Origin of the sequence: Streptomyces sp. NPDC088733 (assembly GCF_044751185.1) — a bacterium.
Taxonomy (GTDB): domain Bacteria; phylum Actinomycetota; class Actinomycetes; order Streptomycetales; family Streptomycetaceae; genus Actinacidiphila.
Genome location: NZ_JBIVLH010000013.1, coordinates 216,702 through 236,494 on the forward strand (window position 1 = coordinate 216,702; position 19,793 = coordinate 236,494).

Consider the following 19,793-nt stretch of genomic DNA (forward strand, 5'->3'; position numbering starts at 1 on the left):
GGGAACGACCCCCCGCCCCGCGACGCACCGCGACCGGCGGAGCTCAGATGACGACGGCCCCGCCGTCCCCCGCGAGGAACCCGCCGAGCCGGTCGAGGAAGGTGCGCTGCGCGGGCAGGATGCGGTCGGCGGCCACGTCGAGGGCGAACCACTCGGCGCGGTCGACCTCGGGGAACTCCCGGAGGTTCCCCGAGCCCCGGGGCCACTCCATGGTGAAGGTGCCGGGTACGACGAGGGCGGTGTCGAGGTCGCCCTCCAGGGCCCAGATAGTGACGATCTTGCCGTTGGGCTGGGTGGTCTCCCCCAGCGGCAGCAGCTCGCCGTCCGGGACGGGCAGGCCCAGCTCCTCCAGGAACTCGCGCCGGGCGGCCGCCTCGGCGGTCTCGTCCGGCTCGTACTCGCCCTTGGGGATGGTCCATCCCCCGACGTCCTTCGACGCCCAGAAGGGGCCGCCCATGTGCCCCAGCAGCACCTCGGGCCCGGGGCCCGGGGTGCCACGGAAGAGCAGGATTCCCGCGCTGCGCTTGACCGCCTTGCCGCCGGCCTTCCCCGCTGCTGTCATCCGACCAGTCTGGCCGGTCAGTCCCGGCCCAGCCACAGGTCGGGGCCGAAGACCTCGTAGTGCACGGCGGAGGCGGGGACTCCGCGCTCCAGCAGCTGGGTGCGGACGGCGCGCAGGAACGGCAGCGGGCCGCAGAGGTATGCCTGGAGCCCGTCGGGCAGCGGGACGTCGCCGACGTCCACCCGGCCGCTCCGGTCCCCGGACAGGGCCCCCTGGAGGTCCTCGTACCAGAAGTGGGCGCTGCCCCGGGGCAGCTTGCCGGTCAGGGCGCGGTGGTCGTCGGCCAGTGCGTGGTCGGCCGGCGAGCGGTCGCCGTGGACGACGGCGACGGGCGCCTCGTAGCCGGTCCCGGCGAGCCGGTGGAGCATCGCGAGCATCGGGGTGCAGCCGATGCCGGCGGACGCCAGCAGCAGCGGGGCGCCCTCGTCGCGCAGGACGACGTCGCCGTAGGGGGCGGACAGTTCGAGCCGCGCGCCCTCGGCCACGTGGTCGTGGAGGTGCCCCGAGACCTCGCCCGCGGGGTTGCCGGCGTCACCGCGCACCCGCTTGACGCTGAACCGGCGGGTGGCCTCGCCCGGGGCCCCGGACAGGCTGTACTGGCGGATCTGCCGGGCGCCGTCGGGGAGTTCGACGCGCACGGACACGTACTGGCCGGGTCCGAAGTCGGGCAGGGGGCGGCCGTCGGCGGGGCGCACCCGGAAGGTGACGACGTCCTCGGTCTCGCGGACCCGCTCGACGACCTCCCACGGCCGCCAGGTGTCGCCGAGGAGGACGCCCTTCTCGGCGTACAGGCGCTCCTCGATGGCGATGAGGGCGTTCGCCATGAGCCAGTAGACCTCGCCCCAGGCGGCCGCGACCTCCTCGGTGACGGCGTCGCCCAGGACCTCGGCGATGCCGGCGAACAGGTGCGTGTGGACGATCTCGTACTGGCCGGGGCTGATGCCGAGGGAGGCGTGCTTGTGCGCGATGCGGGCCAGCATGGCGTCCGGCCGCTGCTCGGGGTGCTCGACGAGGGCGGTGGCGAAGTGGGCGATGGCCGCCGCGAGCGCCTGCCGCTGGGTGCCGTCGGCCTGGTTGCCGCGGTTGAACAGGTCGCGCAGCAGCTCGGGGTGGGCGGTGAAGAGCCGGTCGTAGAAGCGCTCGGAGATCTCGTTGATCGCCGCGCCGACGGCGGGCAGGGTGGCGCGGACGATCGTGGCGGACTTCTCGCTGAGCATGGACGGCTCCTTAATAGGCATATGACATTCGCATTAAAGGGCGCGCGAAGGCCCGCCCTCGATGCATTGGCGAAGGGGACGCGGAACGGACCGCCTCAGGCGCCGGGACCGGACGGACCCCGCCCGACCAGCCCGACCAGGAGCGGCCCCGTCGGCGCGGCCGTCAGGTCCTCGACCGTGAGCGGGTCGAGGGAGGCATAGAAGGCCTCCTGCGCGCGGCGCAGCGCCCCGCGCAGCCGGCAGGCGCCGGCCAGCGGGCACGGCACCTCCCCCTCGCAGTCCACCACGTCCCCGGCCCCCTCCAGCTCCCGCACCAGGGCGCCGATCGAGGCCGTGCGCCCGGCGGCGGTGAGGGTCAGGCCCCCGCCGCGGCCGCGCCGGGTCTCGACCATCCCGAGGTGCTGGAGCCGGGCCACGACCTTGGCGAGGTGCGAGTACGGGACCCGTACCGCGTCGGCGACGTCCCGCGCGGTGGACGGCTCGCCCTTGACGGCGAGGGCCATCACCGCGCGGAGCGCGAGGTCGGTGGACTTGGTGAGGCGCATACGTCGAGGCTAGATAATGCGCATCTGAGATTCAAGTTAAGGCGGGCCTGCTGCGGCCCATGTCACACGAGCCCCGCCGCGCACGGCGGCCTCGCACTGACGGCGCGCGCGCTCGGCGCTATGTTGGCCTCCGGAGGAACATCCGACGGAATGAGGGCATGATCCCGAACGAAGCCTCCGCCCAGGAACCGCGAGCGCCATCGGAGCAGCCCGGAGAGGACAGGCTGCGGCTGCTCCTGTCCACGGGCGACGACCAGGGCGAACGCGATGCGCTGCGGCTGGGGCTGCAACAGGCGGTGGGCGCCCTGGCAGGGCTGGGCGGGCTGGTGCACCTGCGCGGACGGCAGGCCCGCGGCGGGATCCCGCTGCGACTGGCCACCAGCATCGGGCTCCCCCGCAATCTCACCCGCGGCTGGGTCTACCTCGCCGACCACGACCGCACCGCACCCGGCCGGGCCACCGCGGAGAACACCCGGCTGTGGCTGCCCACGACCGCGGTGACCCCCGGCCCCCTCCCGCCCCGCTCCGGCGTCGCGGCGGTCCCGCTGCCCGGCCCCGAGGGTCCGCTCGGCGCGCTGTCCGTGGTGACGACCGGCGATCTGCCGCCCACCGACAGCCAGTGGGACCTGCTCGAACGGATCGCGGCCTGGGTGGCCGACCGGCTCGGGCGTCCCGAACCGGCCGAGTCGCGCGAGCGCTGGCGGCTGGCCGAACGCAGGCCCGGCACCCGGCTCCCCAGCACCGCCACCGACGTGGGCGTGGGCACCTGGGAGTGGAACGTCCGCACGGGCGAGGCCTTCCTCGACGACACCGCCCAGCACGTCTTCGGCATGTCCCCCGACATGTACGACGGGCGTATCGAGACCTGGGTGGAACTCGTCCACCCCGAGGACCTGCCCTGGGTGATCGCCGACGCCGAGGACGCCGCCCGGGCGGTCGGCGGCTACGCCTCCGAGTACCGGGTCCGGCGCCCCGACGGCGGCTTCCGCTGGGTCCAGGCGCGCGGGCGCAGCGTGCACGGCGACGACGGCAGGCCGCTGCTGCTGCGCGGGGTGCTGTGGGACAGCACCGAGACCAGGGTCGCGATGGACACCGTGGGACGCGCGCTGCGGCACATGAGCGACGGCTTCCTCGCCCTCGCCCCGGACGGGCGGATCGTCTTCGCCAACGCCCAGGCCGAGCGGCTGCTCGGCGTCCACGGCAGGACCGGCGGCCGGATCCTGTGGGACCTGCCCGGGGTCCGCCCCTCGGGGCTGGAGGCCCGCTGCCGGGAGGCCGCCGACTCCGGGCACCCGGTCAGCGGCGACATCGCCTGGGACGGCGCGCACCGCAGGTACCGGGTGCGGGTGATGCCCGTGCCCGACGGACTGACCGTCTACCTCACCGACGTGTCCGAGCAGCGCCGGGCCGAGGAGGCGCGGGCCAAGGCCGCGCAGGCCGCCGCCGACCGCGCCGCGCACATCGGACGGCTGACCACGGCGCTCGCCGAGGCGGTGACCGTGAACGACGTCGTGCACGCCGTCGCCGAGCGCGTGCTGCCGCTGTTCGACGCGACCGGGCTGATCGTGCAGACCCTGGAGGGCGACCTCCTGCACGCCGTCGGCTTCGTGGGCTACCCCCCGGACCTCCTGCGGCGCACCGGACTGGAGCGGCTCGACCCCGGAACCCCCGGCGCCGACGCCCTCCGCGGCCGGGTGCCGCTCTACATCACCTCGGCCCGCGAGTACGACTCCCTCTACCCGGCCCGTGCCGAACTGCGCGAGTGGGCGCAGAAGCACGCCTGGGCGTTCCTGCCGCTGATCGTCTCCGGCAAGCCGGTCGGCTGCTGCGTCGTCTCCTTCTCCGAGCCGCGCCCCTTCGCCGAGGAGGAGCGGACCCTGCTCACCGCGCTCGCCGGGCTGATCGCCCAGGCGCTGGAGCGCGCCCGGCTGTACGACGCCGAGCACGGCAGGGCCCAGGAACTGCAGCGCGGCCTGCTCCCCCGTACGCTGCCGGTGCTGCCCGCGGTCACCGCCGCCGCGCGCTACCTGCCGGCCACCGAGGGGACGACGGCCGGCGGCGACTGGTACGACGTCATCCCGCTCTCCGCCGACCGCACCGCGCTGGTCATCGGCGACGTGATGGGCCACGGGATCTCCGAGGCCGTCACGATGGGCCGGCTGCGCACCGCCGTGCACACCCTGGCGGGTCTCGAACTGCCGCCGGACGAGCTGATGGCGCATCTCAACGACCTGGTCAGCGATCTCGGCGACGACTTCTACGCGACCTGCCTGTACGCCGTGTACGACCCCGCGGCGGGGCGCTGCGCCCTGACGCGGGCGGGCCATCCGCCGCCCGCGCTGGTCCGTCCCGACGGCACCGTCCACTTCGTCGGCGGCCCGCCCGACCCCCCGCTGGGGGCGGCCACCCCGCCCTTCGCCCTCGTGGAGTTCGCAGTGCCGGACCGGAGTCTGCTGGCCCTGTACTCCGACGGCCTGGTCGAGTCCTCGCAGCGGGACATCGACACCGGCATGGCCGAGCTCGCCGCTGCCCTGACCGGGGCCCTCGCGCAGGCGCCCGCCCCGTCCGGCGGCGGCCGGCACGACGAGCGGCGGGAGGAGGTGGACCGTCTGGAGCGGCTGTGCGAGGAGGTCTCCGCGGCCCTCGACATCGGCAAGGAGCACGCCGGCGACGACGCGGCGCTGCTGATCGCCCGCACCCACGCGCTGGCCCCCGGGGACATGGCCTCGTGGTCGCTGCCCGAGGACCCGGTCGCCGCCGGCGAGGCCCGCGACCACGTGCGGCGGCAGCTGGAGCGGTGGGGCCTCGACGACCTGGTCACCACCACGGAACTGATCGCCAGCGAGCTGGTCGGCAACGTCGTCCGGCACGCGCGGGGGCCGGTGGTGCTGCGGCTGATCCGCAGCCGGTCCCTGGTGTGCGAGGTTTCGGACGGCAGCCTCACCACCCCGCGCATCCGGCACGCCGCCCCCAGCGACGAGGGCGGCCGCGGGCTGCAGCTGGTCGCCGCGCTCTGCCTGCGGTGGGGCACCCGCTACACCCCGTACGGGAAGAGCATCTGGACCGAGCAGGCCATCCCGGCTCCGGACACGCTGCGCGAACCCTGAGGCGGGCGGCGCGACCGGGCGGATTACCCTCGGCGGCAGCGATCAAGAACCGGCCGGCGCAGCACCGGTCCCGAGCCAAGGAGCCGAGCGATGCGCATCGCAGTGCTGGACGACTACCAGAGGGCGGCCCACCGCTTCGCCGACTGGAAGGCCCTGGGCGCGGAGGTCGTCTTCCGCCAGGACCACCTCGACACCACCGAGGCGCTGGCCGCGGCGCTGGACGGGTTCGACGTCGTGGTGGCCATGCGGGAGCGCACCCCGTTCACCGCCGAGCGCTTCGCGGCGCTGCCCGCGCTGCGGCTGCTGGTGACGACGGGCATGGCCAACGCGTCCATCGACCTGGAGGCGGCCCGGCGGCACGGGGTGACGGTCTGCGGCACCGACAGCCCCTCGCACGCCACGGCGGAGCTGACGTGGGGGCTGATCCTGTCGCTCACCCGGCACATCCACCAGGAGGCGGCCGGGATGCGGCGCGGCGAGTGGCAGCACAGCATCGGCGGGGACCTGTACGGCCGCACCCTCGGCGTCGTGGGCCTCGGCCGGCTCGGGGCGCGTGTCGCGGCGATCGGCAGTGCCTTCGGCATGCGGGTGCTGGCGTGGAGCACCCACCTCGACCCGGACCGGGCGGCCGAGCACGGCGCCGTGGCGGTGGACAAGGCGGAGCTGTTCTCGGCCTCCGACGTCGTCACCGTCCACTACAAGCTGAGCGAGCGCAGCACGGGCCTGGTCGGTGCAGCGGAACTGGCCCGGATGAAGCCGTCCGCACTGCTGGTGAACACCTCCCGCGGTCCGCTCGTCGACACTCCCGCGCTGGTCGCCGCGCTGCGCGAGGGCCAGATCGCGGGCGCGGCGCTGGACGTGTACGACACCGAGCCGCTGCCCCCGCGGGACGAGCTGCGCACCCTGCGCAACACCCTGCTCACCCCGCACCTCGGCTATGTCACGGAGGCCACGTACGACGTCTTCTACCGTCAGGCCGCCGAGAACATCGCGGCCTTCCGCGACGGGACGCCGCTGCGGGTGCTGACGTCCTGACAGCGGGCGGGACACGGCTCGGGGGAGGACCGGCGACCGGTCCTCCCCCGCCGTGTGCGGTTCAGTGGCCGCGGGCGATCCACTCGTCGAGATGCGGCGCCTCGGCGCCGATCGTCGTGCTGTCCCCGTGCCCGGTGCGGACGACCGTCTCCGGCGGCAGCGTCAGCAGGCGGTCGCGGATCGAGTCGACGATGGTGGGGAAGTCCGAGAAGGACCGCCCGGTGGCGCCCGGGCCGCCCTGGAAGAGGGTGTCGCCGGTGAAGACCGTGCCGAGCCCGGGCGCGTACAGGCAGACGGCGCCCGGGGCGTGGCCCGGGGTGTGCAGGACGGTGAGGCCGGTGCCGGCGACGGCGATCTCCTGACCGTCCGTCAACTCGCCGTCGGGGGCGCGGTCGGGGTGGGTGTGCTTCCACAGCGGCAGGTCGTCGCCGTGCAGCAGGACCGGTGCCCCCGTCAGCAACGCGAGCGCGGGTGCCGCGTCGATGTGGTCGTTGTGCGCATGGGTGCTGACGATGGCGAGCAGGCGCCGTCCGCCGAGCGCGCGGGCGATGGCCTCGGCGTCGTGGGCGGCGTCGATGACGATCGCCTCGCTGTCGTCGCCGACGATCCAGACGTTGTTGTCGACGTCCCAGGTGCCGCCGTCGAGGGAGAACGTGCCGGAGGTGACGAGGTGGTCCACGCGGGCGGCCATCAGAGGACCACCACCGAACGCAGGACGTCGCCGCCGTGCATGCGCTCGAACGCCTTCTCCACCTCGTCCAGGGCGATGGTCTCGGTGACGAAGGCCGCCAGGTCGAGCCGGCCCTGCTGGTACAGGTCGATCAGCATGGGGAAGTCGCGGGAGGGCAGGCAGTCGCCGTACCACGAGGACTTCAGGGCGCCGCCGCGGCCGAAGACGTCCAGCAGCGGGAGCTCCAGCTTCATCTCCGGGGTGGGGACGCCGACCAGCACGACCGTGCCGGCCAGGTCGCGGGCGTAGAATGCCTGCTTGTACGTCTCGGGGCGGCCGACCGCCTCGATGACGACGTCGGCGCCGAAGCCGCCGGTCAGCTCGCGGATCGCCTCGACCGGGTCGGTCTCCTTGGAGTTGACGGTGTGGGTGGCCCCGAGCTTCCTGGCCGTCTCCAGCTTCCGCGCGTCGATGTCGACGGCGATGATCTTCGACGCGCCCGCCAGCCGCGCGCCCATGACGGCCGCACCGCCGACGCCGCCGCAGCCGATGACGGCGACGCTGTCCCCGCGGCCGACGGCGCCGGTGTTGATTGCGGCGCCGAAGCCGGCCATGACGCCGCAGCCGAGCAGTCCGGCGACGGCCGGGCTGGCGGCGGGGTCGACCTTGGTGCACTGACCCGCGTGGACCAGGGTCTTCTCGGCGAAGGCGCCGATGCCCAGGGCCGGGGACAGCTCGGTGCCGTCCAGCAGGGTCATCTTCTGCTTGGCGTTGTGGGTGTTGAAGCAGTACCAGGGGCGGCCGCGCAGACAGGCGCGGCACTGGCCGCAGACCGCGCGCCAGTTGAGGACGACGAAGTCGCCGGGGGCCACGTCGGTCACGCCCTCGCCGACGGACTCCACGACACCGGCCGCCTCGTGGCCGAGGAGGAAGGGGAAGTCGTCGTTGATGCCGCCCTCGCGGTAGTGCAGGTCGGTGTGGCACACCCCGCACGCCTGGACGCGGACCAGCGCCTCGCCCGGCCCCGGGTCGGGCACGACGATCGTTTCCAGGCTGACGGGGGAACCCTTCTCCCGGGCGACGACGGCACGGACCTGGTGGGCCATGGGGCACTCCTCGGCTGCTGCTGATCCTGGGACGGACGTTTCTCGACGCGGCACACAACGCGCATATCGCACCGCAAGCATCGGCGACCGCGGACAGGGCGGTCAAGGACCGCACAGCCCGGCCGGCCGCGTCCATTCTTACCAGGGATCTTCCCGGTGGGCGCCGCACGGCGGGGTGTTCGCCCCTCAGCCGGTGTGCAGCAGCAGCCGCGCACTCCGGTCGCCCGCCGCGCGGGCGGCCGGGAGGAGCGCGGCCGTCACGGCGACCGCCACGCACACGAAGCCGACCAGCAGGAGCGCGGTCCACGGCGGCGACTGGGCGATGCCCGCGCCGACGCCGCTGGAGCGGCCCTGGAGGTCGATCAGCCAGTCCGACGCGTACACCCCGGCCGTGACACCGGCGACCGCGGCCGTCAGCGCGGTCAGCCCGATGCCCGTCACCACCGTCGCCACGGTCTGCTGGGGCGTCAGGCCCACCGCGCGGTAGGCGCGCATGTCGCGGGCGTGGTCGCGGATGCCGGTGCCGACCGCCGTGGAGAGCTCGGCCAGCGCGATCAGCGCCAGCACGGTCACCAGGCCGATGACGACCCCCCGCACCGGGGAGAGTTCGGCGCCGGGGCCGGCGACCTCGCGGACCTCCAGCGCGCCGCCCGAGGCCTCCGACAGCCGGGTGCGCACCGACGTCCGGTCCGCGCCCGGCCGCAGGGCCAGGCTGTAGTACTCCGGGCGGATCGTGTCGTCCTGGGCGCGCAGCACGTCCAGCGGCGCCGAGATCACCCGGCCGCCGTGCGCGGTCTCGATGCTGCGCCCGACGATGTGCAGGATGTGCGGGGTCCCGCCGACCGTCACCCGCACCCACTGGCCGACGCCCGCGTGCAGCGCGTCGAGCAGTCCCTGCCCCGCGACGGCCTCGTCCGGCCCGGTGGGGCGGCGGCCCTCGACGACGGCGAACGGGTAGGGGTCCGCGGCGGTGCCGATGCCGCGCAGCGTGACGGACTGCGACTGGCCGGGCGCCAGCGCGGTGAGTTCCGCGCCCGGGTGGACGGCGCCGACCGCCGGGTCCGCGGCCAGCAGCCGGCGCGCGGCCGCGTCGGTCAGCCCGTTCGGCCGGGCGGTCAACGCCCCGGCCTGGCCGACCTGTTCGGGGTGGCGCTCGAACCGGTCCAGGGTGGCCCAGGTCCCCAGCGCGACGGTGATCATCAGTACCGGCAGCGCGAGCCGGGCGACCGCGACCGCGGAGCGCAGCGGACGGTGCAGCACCCCGCGGCAGCCCAGGACGAGGGCGGGCGGGGTGCGCAGCCGCAGCGCGGCCCTGGCCGCACCCGACATCCGCCGCCGCCCGGGAACGGCCCCGCGCGCGGCGGGAATCGGCGGCACCTGGCCGGCCCGCCACGCGGCGAGCACGGTGGCCAGGGCGATGACCAGCACGGTCGCCGCGGCCGTGCCGGGCAGCGCCCAGGTGTGCTGCGGCAGCCCCCGCCACAGTGCCACGGCCTCGCCCATCGGGCCGGGGATGCCCGGTGCCAGGGTCTCCGCCGCCACCGCGCCGAGCAGCACCCCGGCGGTGGCGAGCACGGCATGCTGGACCAGGAACATCCGCACGACCTGCGCCGGGGTGAAGCCGACAGCCTTGAGCACCGCGATGTCGCGCACGTAGGCCAGCACACGGGTGCCGATGCCGCCGGTCACCGCGATCGCCGCGGCCAGCAGCGCGGCGAGGCCGAACAGCCCGAGCAGCAGCCCGAGAAGGTGGTTGTCGCCCTCGGCGTCGGCGCGCGCCTCGCGCCAGGTGGAGACCGTCAGCACATGGTCCGAGCCCACGGCGGTGACGGCCCGTTGCACGACGAAGGCCGTGTCGGCGGGGTCGGCGAGCCGCAGCCCGACCGTCTCCCCGGGGCGTCCGGCGCCCGGGCCGAGCGCGCCGACCAGCGCGGAGGAGGCCCAGCCGGTGCCCGGCCCGTCACCCGGCGTGTAGTGCGGCTCGGCGGTCTCCGCGACGCCCACCACCCGCACGGTGCCGCGCCGTCCGCCGCCGGTGACGGTGATCTCGTCCCCGGGCTCGGCCCACAGCGCGGTGGCCACCGACCGTTCCAGCACCACCCCGTCGCCGGCGCCGCCGTCGAGCCAGCGGCCGCGGTCCAGCAGCGGCCGGCCCACCTCCGGCGGGGTCGGGCCGGCGGCACGCAGGTCCAGGGCGGCCTTCTCCCGGCCGTGCTGGGCGGTGACGGTGAGCGTGCGGTAGGGGCCGGAGACGCCGGTCACGCCGTCCAGCCGGGACAGCGAGGCGGTGCCGGTGGCCGTGCCGTCGGTGCGCAGCCACACGTGCGCGCCCTGCGTGGCGGCGAACATCCGCTGCCAGGGGTTGGCCGCGTAGACCAGCAGCGCGACCGACAGCAGCAGCGCCACGGTGATCCCCGTGGTGGCCAGGACGATGGACAGGGCCTGCCCGCGGTGCGTGCGCAGATCGGCGAGGGCCCAGCGGACGGTGGCGCGCACGGCGGTCAGCCCTGCAGCTTCACGACGTCGGCGGCGGCGCGGGAGGGACGGGCGGCGGCCGACGGGGCGTCGAGGACGACGTCGTCGACGATCCGGCCGTCGAAGAGGCTGATCACCCGGTCCGCGGCGCTGGCCACCTTGGCGTCGTGGGTGACCAGCAGGATGGTCTGGCCGCGTTCGTGGCAGCGGGCGAGCAGCCGCAGCACCTCCCGGCTGCCCCTGCTGTCCAGGCTGCCGGTGGGCTCGTCGGCCAGCAGCAGCGCCGGGCGGTTGACCAGGGCACGGGCGAGGGCGACGCGCTGCTGCTCGCCGCCGGAGAGGTCGGCGGGGGTGCTGTCCTCCTTGCCCTCCAGGCCGAGTTCGGCCAGCAGCTCCTGCCGGGCGGCGCGTACCTGGCGCGGCGAGCGGCCGGCCAGCAGGGCGGGCAGTTCGATATTGTCGGCCACGGTGAGGGTGGAGACGAGGTTGAAGAACTGGAAGACGATGCCGACGCCGCGCCGCCGCAGCACCGCCCAGCGCGCCTCGCTGAGCTGGTCGACCCGCTGCCCGTCCAGCCATATCCGCCCGCGGTCGGGCCGCTCCAGCCCGCCGAGCAGATGCAGCAGGGTCGACTTGCCCGCGCCCGACGGCCCGGTGACGGCGACGAACTCGCCGGGCCGGACCTCCAGGTCGACCCCGCGCACCGCCCTGACCTCGTTGCCGTCCACGCGGTGCGTCTTGACCAGTCCCTCGACCCGGAGCATGTGGGACGCCTGCGGGAGGGGCGGTTCGGCCCGTCTCATTCCAGCTCCTCCTGGCAGCGCTCCAGCCAGTCGAGGTCGGCCTGCAGATGCAGGGTCGCGCCCTCGATGAGCAGTTGCGCGATGCGGTTGTCCCGGTCCTCCGCCGAGGCGAGCCGCGACATGGCCCGCATCAGGTTGAGGTAGTGGCGGCGCTGCTTGTTGATCAGGGAGACCTGGTCGGCCATTCCCGTGGCGGGGGCGAGGGCGAGCTTCATGAAGAACTCGTCGCGCACCCGGGGCTCGCTGGACGGCTCCTCGAACCAGGCGGAGACCGCCTCCCGCCCGGCGTCGGTGAGTTCGTAGATCCGCTTGTTGGGCCGGCCGGACTGCGTGACGTCCTCGCCCCGGATCAGTCCCGACTTCTCCAGGCGGGCCAGTGTCACGTAGATCTGGCCGATGTTCGGCTGGGGATAGGCGGCGCCGAAGACCTTCTCGAGCTCGGTCTTGAGCTCGTAGCCGTGGGCGGGCCCCTTGGCGAGCAGTGCCATGAGGGGAAGGCGCACGCTCGTCCCGCCTCCTCCCCGGCTACCTGCCTGTTAGGGGCCGCAGTTGCCCCGGCCCGTCGTCGAGCAGGCCATATTGCCGCAATGGCTAGTATCGCGCATGTCCAACAGGTATACATGGCCCTTCGGACGACGACGACGTCGCACCGGGGCGGGACCTGGAGGATCGGATGCGCTGGGCGCGGGCCGCGGGAAGAACGCTGCTCGTCGCCACGCTGCTGGCGACCGGGTACGGGGGCGCGGGCGCGCGTGCCGCCGACGGGCCGCCCGGCGAGGGCGGCCGCGGGCCGGTGACGCTGGCCACCGGCCGGGATCTGACCGGGTACCTCCAGCACGTCCTGGACGGCTGGAACCGCGCCCACCCGCTGGAGCGGGCCACCCTGGTGGAGCTGCCGGAGGCCGCCGACGAGGTGCACGCGCAGATGGCGGACAGCCTGCGGTCCGGCAGCGACCGCTTCGACGTGCTCAACATCGACGTGGCGTGGACATCGGAGTTCGCGGGCGCGGGCTGGATCGCGCCGGTCGACCCGCGCGGGCTGCCGCTGGACCGGCTGCTGCCGTCGGTGGTGGACACCGCGACGTTCCACGGGCGGCTCTACGCGGTGCCGTACGTGACCAACGCCGGGCTGCTGTACTACCGCAAGGACATCCTCGACCGGGAGCACCTGGCCCCGCCGCGCACCTGGGCGCAGTTGGAGGAGGAGGCGGAAACGCTCGCGCCGAAGTACCGGATCGGCGGCTACGCCGGGCAGTTCCTGCCGTACGAGGGGCTGACGGTCAATGTCACCGAGGCCGTGCAGTCGGCGGGCGGCGGCATCCTCGGCGGCGAGGGCACCCGTGTCACCGTCGACTCGGCGGCGGCGCGGGAGGGGCTGGACTTCCTCGTGCGCGGGGTGCGCGAGGGCTGGATCCCGCGTGCTGCCCTGCGGTTCAAGGAGGAGGAGTCCCGGCGCGCCTTCCAGGACGGCGAGTTGCTCTTCCTGCGCAACTGGCCGTACGTGTACGACCTGGCGTCGGACCCTGACTCGAAGGTGGCCGGCCGGTTCGGCGCGGTGCCGCTGCCGGGCCCCGGCGGTCCGGGCTCCAGTGTGCTCGGCGGGTCCAACCTCGCGGTCAGCACCCACGCGCGGCATCCGCGCACGGCGGCCGATCTGATGGCGTACATGACGGGTGAGTCCGTGCAGCGCCAGGTGCTCACCGAGGGTTCGCTGCCGCCGGTGTGGGCGGACCTGTACCGGGACCCGGTGCTGGTGCGACGCTATCCGTACCTGCCGGTGCTGGAGCAGAGCGTGCGGGCGGCCAAGCCGCGTCCGAAGAGCGCGCGTTACGAGCAGGTGAGCCTGGCGGTCGCGGCGGTCAGCCGGGACGCGCTGGCGCAGCACACGACGCCGGGGCAGGCGGTGGCGCGGCTGGACCGCGAGCTGCGGGAGATCGTACGGGGCGGCTGAACCTCCTCGCCATAGTTACTTGTTAAGTAGCGAGTTGACGTCCCTCCCGCCGTACGTCTTGCACCTTTCCTGACAAAACCCCGCACTGCACGCTGTTTTTGGCAGCTCCATTGACATCTCCTGGAAACAGATACCTAACATGCATGCATAACCGGCCAGTTGACGCGGCGTGCCGTGTCCGTTCATGCGCCGTTCCACCGAGGAGAGGACACCGTCCCGATGAAGCGCACGCTCGTCGTGGCCACCGCACTGTGCGGTCTGGCCCTCACGACCACCGCCTGCGGCGGCGACACGAAGGCCGCCTCCGACTCCGGCGCCGGCAAGGGTTCGGGCGGTCAGGAGCTCAAGGGCCAGACGGTGACGGTCGCCGCCGTGTGGACCGGCACGGAGCAGAAGAACTTCCAGAAGGTCCTGGACGGCTTCACCGCGAAGACCGGGGCGAAGGTCGCCTACGTGTCCACCGGCGACAACTTCGCCACGGTGCTGGGCAGCAAGATCGAGGGCGGCGACTCGCCCGACGTCGCCATGGCCCCGCAGCCCGGTGTGGTCCAGCAGTTCGCGGGCAAGGGCTGGCTGCTGCCGCTGTCCCCGGCCGTGAAGAGCGCCGCGGAGCAGAACTTCGCCAAGGTCTGGCAGACGTTCGGCACCGTCGACGGCACCTACTACGGCCTGTACTTCAAGGCCTCCGACAAGTCGACCGTCTGGTACAGCCCGCAGGCGCTGGACACCGCCGGCGTGCAGCCGCCGAAGACCTTCCAGGAGCTGCTGGACGCCGCCGGCGCGATCTCCGACTCGGGTCTGCCGGCCTTCGCCGTGGGCGGCTCGGACGGCTGGACGCTCACCGACTGGTTCGAGAACGTCTACCTCTCGCAGGCGGGTCCGGAGAACTACGACAAGCTGACGCAGCACCAGATCCCGTGGACCGACCCGACCGTGGTCAAGGCGCTCGGCACGCTGGCGAAGGTGTTCGGCAAGGACGACCTCATCGCGGGCGGCCGCAAGGGCGCCCTGGCCACCAGCTTCCCCGACTCCGTCGCCCAGGTCTTCGGCAAGACTCAGAAGGCCGGCATGGTCTACGAGGGCGACTTCGTCGGCGGCGTCGTCTCCGGGGACCTCGGCCGCACGGTCGGCGAGGACGCCAAGTTCTTCCCGTTCCCCTCCGTCGACGGCGGTCCCGCGCCGGTGGTCGGCGGCGGCGACGCCGCGGTGGCGCTGAAGTCCGGCAAGAACACCAAGGCCGGGATGAAGCTGCTGGAGTACCTGGCGACCCCCGAGGCCGCGGCGATCTGGGCCAAGGCGGGCGGCTACCTGTCGCCCAACCAGAAGCTCGACCCGGCCGCCTACGCCGACGACACCACGCGCGAGACGGCCAAGTCCCTCGTCGGCGCCGGGGACACGGTGCGCTTCGACATGTCCGACCAGACCCCTCCCGCCTTCGGCGGCACGCCCGGCAAGGGCGAGTGGAAGATCCTCCAGGACTTCCTGGCCGACCCGAAGGACCCCAAGGCCACCGCGGCGAAGCTCGAGGCCGCGGCCGCCAAGGCCTACCAGGGCTGAGGTCCCGTCATGTCCACCGCGCTCACCCGCAAGGTGCCGTCCGCCCCGGCGGGCGGCACCACCCCGCCGGCCGTACGGCGCCGCTCGCGCCGGGCCAAGGCCGTGGCCGTCGTCTTCGCGCTGCCGGCACTGGCGCTGCTCGGCGCCCTCGTCGGCTACCCCATCCTCTTCTCGGTCGGCCGCAGCCTCTTCGACGCGAGCGGCGACCGCTTCGTGGGACTCTCCAACTACCAGGAGATGTTCACCGATCCGGCCACCCTCAAGGCGATCCGCAACACCGCGATCTGGGTCGTGGTCGCCCCGGCGCTGCTCACCGGCGTGGGCCTGGTGCTGGCCGTGCTCACCGAGCGGATCCGCTGGGCCACCGCGTTCAAGCTGCTGATCTTCATGCCGATGGCGGTCTCCTTCCTCGCCGCCGGCATCACCTTCCGCCTGGTGTACGACCAGGACCCGCAGCGCGGCGTCCTCAACGCCGCGGCGGTGGCGATCCACGACTCCTTCACCGACGCCTCGGCGTACCCCGGCGCCCGGCCGCGCGGCAACGACGTGCTCACGGCCTCCGACGGCGGATTCCGGACCGTGCGTCCGGCGGAGGCCGGCACGACCGTCACGCTCCCCCTGGTCGGCCTGCCGCCGCAGTCGCTGCCCGGCGGGGCCCGTCCGGCCGCCCCCGCGCCCGCGCGCGACGGAGAGGTGACCGGCGTGGTCTACCTGGACTTCGTGCCGGGCGGCGGCGGCACGCCGGGCAAGGTCGACCCGCAGGAGAAGGGCCTGCCGCACATGGCGGTCGAGCTGATGAAGGACGGCGGGGTCGTCGCCACGACCACGACCGCCGACGACGGCTCGTTCCGCTTCACCGACGCGGCCGGCGGCGGCGAGGTCCGCCTCCCGGCGCGCAACTTCGCGCCCCCGTACGACGGCGTCTCCTGGCTCGGCCCGACGCTGATCACCCCGGCGATCATCGGCGCCTACCTGTGGATCTGGACCGGCTTCTCGATGGTGCTGATCGGCGCCGGGCTGTCCTCGCTGCCCCGCGAGACCCTGGAGGCGGCGCGGATGGACGGCGCGAACGAGTGGCAGATCTTCCGCCGCATCACGGTCCCGCTGCTCGCCCCCGTACTGGGCGTGGTCTTCGTGACACTCGTGATCAACGTGATGAAGGTCTTCGACCTCGTCTACATCATCGCCCCGGGCCCGGTGCAGGAGGACGCCAACGTGCTCGCCCTCCAGATGTGGCTGGTCTCCTTCGGCGGCGGCAACAACCAGGGTCTGGGCAGCGCGATCGGCGTCGTCCTGCTGCTGCTCGTGCTCCCCGCGATGGCCCTCAACATCCGACGCTTCCGCAGGAGTTCGCGATGACCGTGCAGAGCGCCGCGCCGCGGCCCGCCCCGCCCCGCACCTCCGCCGCCCGGTCCGGCGGCGGCCCCGGCCGGCCGTCGGCCGCCCGCCGGATCGCGTCCTGGCTGCGCGGCGGGCTGGTCCAGGCACTGCTGACCGTCGTCGCGCTGATCTGGCTCACCCCGACCGCCGGGCTGTTCGTCTCCTCGCTGCGCGACGCCGACGACACCTCCGCGTCCGGCTGGTGGACCGGGCTGCTGCACCCGGGGTCGCTGGGGTTCGGCAACTACACGGCCATCCTCGGCGACAGCAGCATCACCCAGGCGTTCTGGAACACCGTGCTGATCTCGGTGCCCGCGACCGCGGCGGTCGTGGTGCTCGCCGCGCTCGCCGGATACGCCTTCGCCTGGCTGGAGTTCCCGGGGCGGGACTGGGTGTTCCTGGTCGTCGTCGGCATGCTCGTCGTGCCGGTGCAGATCGGCCTGGTGCCGGTCGCCCGGCTCTTCGGGGCGGTCGGCCTGTTCGGGACGACCGCCGGCGTGGTCCTCTTCCACGTCGCGTACGGACTGCCGTTCGCGATCTTCCTGCTGCGCAACTACTTCGCCGAGATCCCGCGCGAGATGCTGGAGGCGGCGCGGATGGACGGCGGCACCGAGTGGACGATCTTCCGCAAACTCGTGCTGCCGGTGGGGCGTCCGGCGATCGCGAGCCTGGCCATCTTCCAGTTCCTGTGGGTCTGGAACGACATGCTCGTCGCGCTGATCTTCGCGGACAGCGGTGCACAGCCGCTCACCGTCGCCCTCCAGTCGCAGATGCGGCAGTTCGGCTCCAACATCGACGTGCTGGCGCCGGGCGCCTTCCTGTCGCTGATCGTGCCGCTGGCGGTCTTCTTCGCCTTCCAACGGCACTTCGTGGAGGGGGTCATGGCCGGTTCGGTGAAGTGACGCCGCGCGCGAACACGGCCAAGGAGCCGGGGCGGCGCAGACGTCGGAGGACTTGCTTGCCAGGTGGTCCATACCACTTTAGAGTCGGCCCGGCAGGCCGGATCCCTCCGACGTCTGCGCCGCCCCGGCCCGCCCGTGCGTCCCCGACCGGCAAGGACCCGCCCCATGCCCATGCAGCCCTGGTTCGCCGACGCCAAGCTCGGCATCTTCGTCCACTACGGGATCTACGCGGTCGACGGCGTCCCCGAGTCGTGGTCGTTCTACACCGGGCAGGTCAGCCACGAGCAGTACATGCGCCAGCTCGACGGCTTCACCGCCGCCCGCTACGACCCCCGGTCCTGGGCCCGGCTGTTCGCCCGCGCCGGCGCCCGGTACGCCGTCCTCACCGCCCGCCACCACGACGGCGTGGCGCTGTGGGACACGGCCCAGGGCGACCTGTCGGTGGCACGCCGCACCCCGGCCGGGCGCGACCTGATCGGCCCGTACGCGCGGGCGCTGCGCGAGGAGGGACTGAAGGTCGGGCTGTACTACTCGCACTCCGACTGGAACCACCCCGACTACGCCAGCGTGGTGCATCCGCGACCCCCGATGCCGGACGTGTCCACCAGCCGCTGGGTCGTCCCCGCGGACGGCCGGCAGGACCCGGCGGCCTGGCGGCGCTACCTCGCCTACCGGGACGCCCAAGTGGCCGAACTCGTCACCCGGTTCCGCCCCGACCTGCTGTGGTTCGACGGCGAGTGGGAGCGCAGCGAGGAGCAGTGGGGCCTGGACGCCCTCGCCGCCACGATCCTGGCCGGGAACCCGGACACCGTGCTCAACGCCCGGATGCTGAGCCACGGCGACTACGCCACCCCCGAACAGGGCATCCCGGTCGAACCGCCGTCCGGGCCCTGGGAGCTGTGCCTGACGGTGAACGACTCCTGGGGGTTCCAGCCCGGCGACCACCACCACAAGTCGGTGTCCCGGCTGGTCCGCTACTTCACGGAGACCATCGGCGCGGGCGGCAACCTGCTGCTGGACGTCGGCCCCCGCGAGGACGGCACCGTCACCCCGGAGCAGACCGAGCGCCTGGAGGGCCTCGGGGCCTGGATCCGCGCGCACTCCGACGCCGTCCACGGCACGGTCGCCGGCCTGCCGCCCGGCCACCACTACGGCCCCAGCACCCTGTCCGCGGACCGCCGCACCCTCTACCTGGTCTGCTTCGACGCCCCGCGGGAGGCCGTGTCGGTGCGGGGCCTGCGCAACCGCGTCCGCCGCGTCTCGGTGGTCGGCACCGGCACCGAGCTGGGCCACAACGTCACCGGCGGGCTGCACGAGGTGCCCGGCGTCACCTGGATCGACGCGCCGCCCGCGGCGGACGCCGACCCCCACGCCACCGTGCTGGCGGTCGAACTCGACGGCGAACTCGACCTGTACCGCGGCACCGGCCGCTCCTGACCCGCGAAGCCCGGCGGGTCAGGCCGAGCGGTCGAGGTCCTCGGCCCGTACGGGGTGCGCCAGGGGCAGGCCGCGGGCCCAGCGCTCGATCTCGCCGGTCGCCGTGTCGGCCAGCCGGGTCAGCTCGGTGCCGAGCGAGCCCGCGACGTGCGGGGTTAGCAGCACATTGGGCAGGTCCCACAGCGGGGAATCGGCCGGCAGCGGCTCGGGGTCGGTGACGTCGAGGACGGCGTGCAGGCGCCCGGCGACCAGCTCGGCGGTCAGCGCCGCGGTGTCGACCAGCGAACCGCGCGCGGTGTTCACCAGGGTCGCGCCGTCCCGCAGCAGCGCGAGCCGGGCGGCGTCGAACAGGTGCCGTGTCGCGGGCAGTTCGGGGGCGTGGATGCTCACCACGTCGCAGGTCCGGCACAGGTGGTCGAGACCGGCCCATTCCGCGCCCAGCCCCGCCGCCGCGGCCGGACCCAGGTACGGGTCGTGGACCAGCAGCCGCAGGTCGTACGGGCGCAGCAGTTCCAGGACCCGCCGGCCGACCCGGGAGGCGCCGACCACGCCCACCGTGCGACGGTAGTTGCCCGCCCCGGCCAGTGCCTCGAACGCCCCGATGTCTCCCCGCGCCCGGCGGAAGGCGCTCGCCGTGTCCAGCACCCGCTTGTTGGACAGGAGCACCGCCGCGACGGTGTACTCCGCGACCGGCAGCGCGTTGGCCGCGGCCGCGGTCGAGACGAGCACGCCGCGTCGCCACACGGCGTCGGTGACGTGCTGCTTGACGGTACCGGCCGCGTGCGCGACCAGCCGCAGCCGGGGCATCCGGTCGAGGGCGGCCTCGTCCAGCGGCGGGCAGCCCCATCCGGTGAGCAGCACCTCCGCCGCGGCCAGCGCCTCCCGCGCTCCCGGGGCGGCGAAGTCCTCCACGAGGAGGCCGGGTTCGAAGCGCGCGACGCGCGCCAGCCGTTCCAGGGCGCCCGCGCCGAACACGGCGTCGCGGGTGCGCGCGCTCATCGCCAGGACGGTACGCGGGGCAGGCTGCACGAGAGGACCGTCCTGTG

Annotated in this window: 16 protein-coding genes; 7 read left to right on the forward strand and 9 right to left on the reverse strand. The window is 73.9% G+C overall.

Annotated features, from left to right (window positions below):
• Window positions 1-43 precede the first annotated feature (43 nt).
• The 3 genes from ACIP64_RS24560 to ACIP64_RS24570 form a co-directional block, all read right to left on the reverse strand.
• Complete coding sequence (locus ACIP64_RS24560) at window positions 44-562, reverse strand: NUDIX domain-containing protein (protein ID WP_401590540.1); 519 nt, start codon at window positions 560-562, stop codon at window positions 44-46.
• Between the two features lie 17 nt (window positions 563-579).
• Window positions 580-1,779 (reverse strand): globin domain-containing protein, encoded by a 1,200-nt coding sequence (locus ACIP64_RS24565; RefSeq protein ID WP_401590542.1) that lies wholly within the window; start codon window positions 1,777-1,779, stop codon window positions 580-582.
• Between the two features lie 95 nt (window positions 1,780-1,874).
• Entirely contained in the window at window positions 1,875-2,324 is a 450-nt protein-coding gene (locus ACIP64_RS24570; RefSeq protein ID WP_401590544.1) for an RrF2 family transcriptional regulator, read from the reverse strand.
• Between the two features lie 158 nt (window positions 2,325-2,482).
• Here ACIP64_RS24570 and ACIP64_RS24575 point away from each other — a divergent pair, with 158 nt between their 5' ends.
• Together ACIP64_RS24575 and ACIP64_RS24580 are read left to right on the forward strand one after the other, a co-directional pair.
• Window positions 2,483-5,431 carry a SpoIIE family protein phosphatase gene (locus ACIP64_RS24575; protein WP_401590547.1) on the forward strand — a complete coding sequence of 983 codons (2,949 nt, stop codon included), beginning with the start codon at window positions 2,483-2,485 and terminating at the stop codon, window positions 5,429-5,431.
• A gap of 90 nt (window positions 5,432-5,521) precedes the next feature.
• Window positions 5,522-6,466: a D-2-hydroxyacid dehydrogenase family protein gene (locus ACIP64_RS24580; protein WP_401590549.1), complete on the forward strand. Its 945-nt coding sequence runs from the start codon at window positions 5,522-5,524 to the stop codon at window positions 6,464-6,466.
• 61 nt (window positions 6,467-6,527) lie between these two features.
• On the opposite strand, the gene ACIP64_RS24585 is transcribed toward ACIP64_RS24580, so the two are convergent.
• The 5 genes from ACIP64_RS24585 to ACIP64_RS24605 form a co-directional block, all read right to left on the reverse strand.
• Window positions 6,528-7,157 (reverse strand): MBL fold metallo-hydrolase, encoded by a 630-nt coding sequence (locus tag ACIP64_RS24585; protein ID WP_401590552.1) that lies wholly within the window; start codon window positions 7,155-7,157, stop codon window positions 6,528-6,530.
• Window positions 7,157-8,242, reverse strand: a complete 1,086-nt coding sequence (locus ACIP64_RS24590) for an S-(hydroxymethyl)mycothiol dehydrogenase (protein ID WP_401590555.1) — start codon at window positions 8,240-8,242, stop codon at window positions 7,157-7,159. The genes ACIP64_RS24585 and ACIP64_RS24590 overlap by 1 nt, the downstream gene beginning before the upstream one ends.
• Window positions 8,243-8,428: 186 nt before the next feature.
• On the reverse strand, window positions 8,429-10,738 hold the full coding sequence (locus ACIP64_RS24595; RefSeq protein ID WP_401590557.1) for an FtsX-like permease family protein: 2,310 nt from the start codon (window positions 10,736-10,738) through the stop codon (window positions 8,429-8,431).
• Window positions 10,739-10,743: 5 nt separating this feature from the next.
• Entirely contained in the window at window positions 10,744-11,520 is a 777-nt protein-coding gene (locus tag ACIP64_RS24600) for an ABC transporter ATP-binding protein (RefSeq protein ID WP_401590560.1), read from the reverse strand.
• On the reverse strand, window positions 11,517-12,023 hold the full coding sequence (locus tag ACIP64_RS24605) for a PadR family transcriptional regulator (RefSeq protein WP_360899707.1): 507 nt from the start codon (window positions 12,021-12,023) through the stop codon (window positions 11,517-11,519). The genes ACIP64_RS24600 and ACIP64_RS24605 overlap by 4 nt, the downstream gene beginning before the upstream one ends.
• Before the next feature lie 170 nt (window positions 12,024-12,193).
• On the opposite strand from ACIP64_RS24605, the gene ACIP64_RS24610 reads away from it, so the two are divergent.
• The 5 genes from ACIP64_RS24610 (at window position 12,194) to ACIP64_RS24630 (ending at window position 18,747) form a co-directional block, all read left to right on the forward strand.
• Window positions 12,194-13,471, forward strand: coding sequence for an ABC transporter substrate-binding protein (locus tag ACIP64_RS24610; RefSeq protein WP_401590563.1), 1,278 nt, complete (start codon window positions 12,194-12,196; stop codon window positions 13,469-13,471).
• 219 nt (window positions 13,472-13,690) lie between these two features.
• On the forward strand, window positions 13,691-15,028 hold the full coding sequence (locus ACIP64_RS24615) for an ABC transporter substrate-binding protein (protein ID WP_401590565.1): 1,338 nt from the start codon (window positions 13,691-13,693) through the stop codon (window positions 15,026-15,028).
• 9 nt (window positions 15,029-15,037) lie between these two features.
• Entirely contained in the window at window positions 15,038-16,387 is a 1,350-nt protein-coding gene (locus ACIP64_RS24620) for an ABC transporter permease subunit (protein WP_401590568.1), read from the forward strand.
• Window positions 16,384-17,310, forward strand: a complete 927-nt coding sequence (locus ACIP64_RS24625) for a carbohydrate ABC transporter permease (protein ID WP_401590570.1) — start codon at window positions 16,384-16,386, stop codon at window positions 17,308-17,310. The genes ACIP64_RS24620 and ACIP64_RS24625 overlap by 4 nt, the downstream gene beginning before the upstream one ends.
• Before the next feature lie 165 nt (window positions 17,311-17,475).
• Window positions 17,476-18,747 (forward strand): alpha-L-fucosidase, encoded by a 1,272-nt coding sequence (locus tag ACIP64_RS24630; protein WP_401590572.1) that lies wholly within the window; start codon window positions 17,476-17,478, stop codon window positions 18,745-18,747.
• An 18-nt stretch (window positions 18,748-18,765) separates the two neighbouring features.
• On the opposite strand, the gene ACIP64_RS24635 is transcribed toward ACIP64_RS24630, so the two are convergent.
• On the reverse strand, window positions 18,766-19,746 hold the full coding sequence (locus tag ACIP64_RS24635) for a hydroxyacid dehydrogenase (RefSeq protein WP_401590575.1): 981 nt from the start codon (window positions 19,744-19,746) through the stop codon (window positions 18,766-18,768).
• Window positions 19,747-19,793 lie beyond the last annotated feature (47 nt).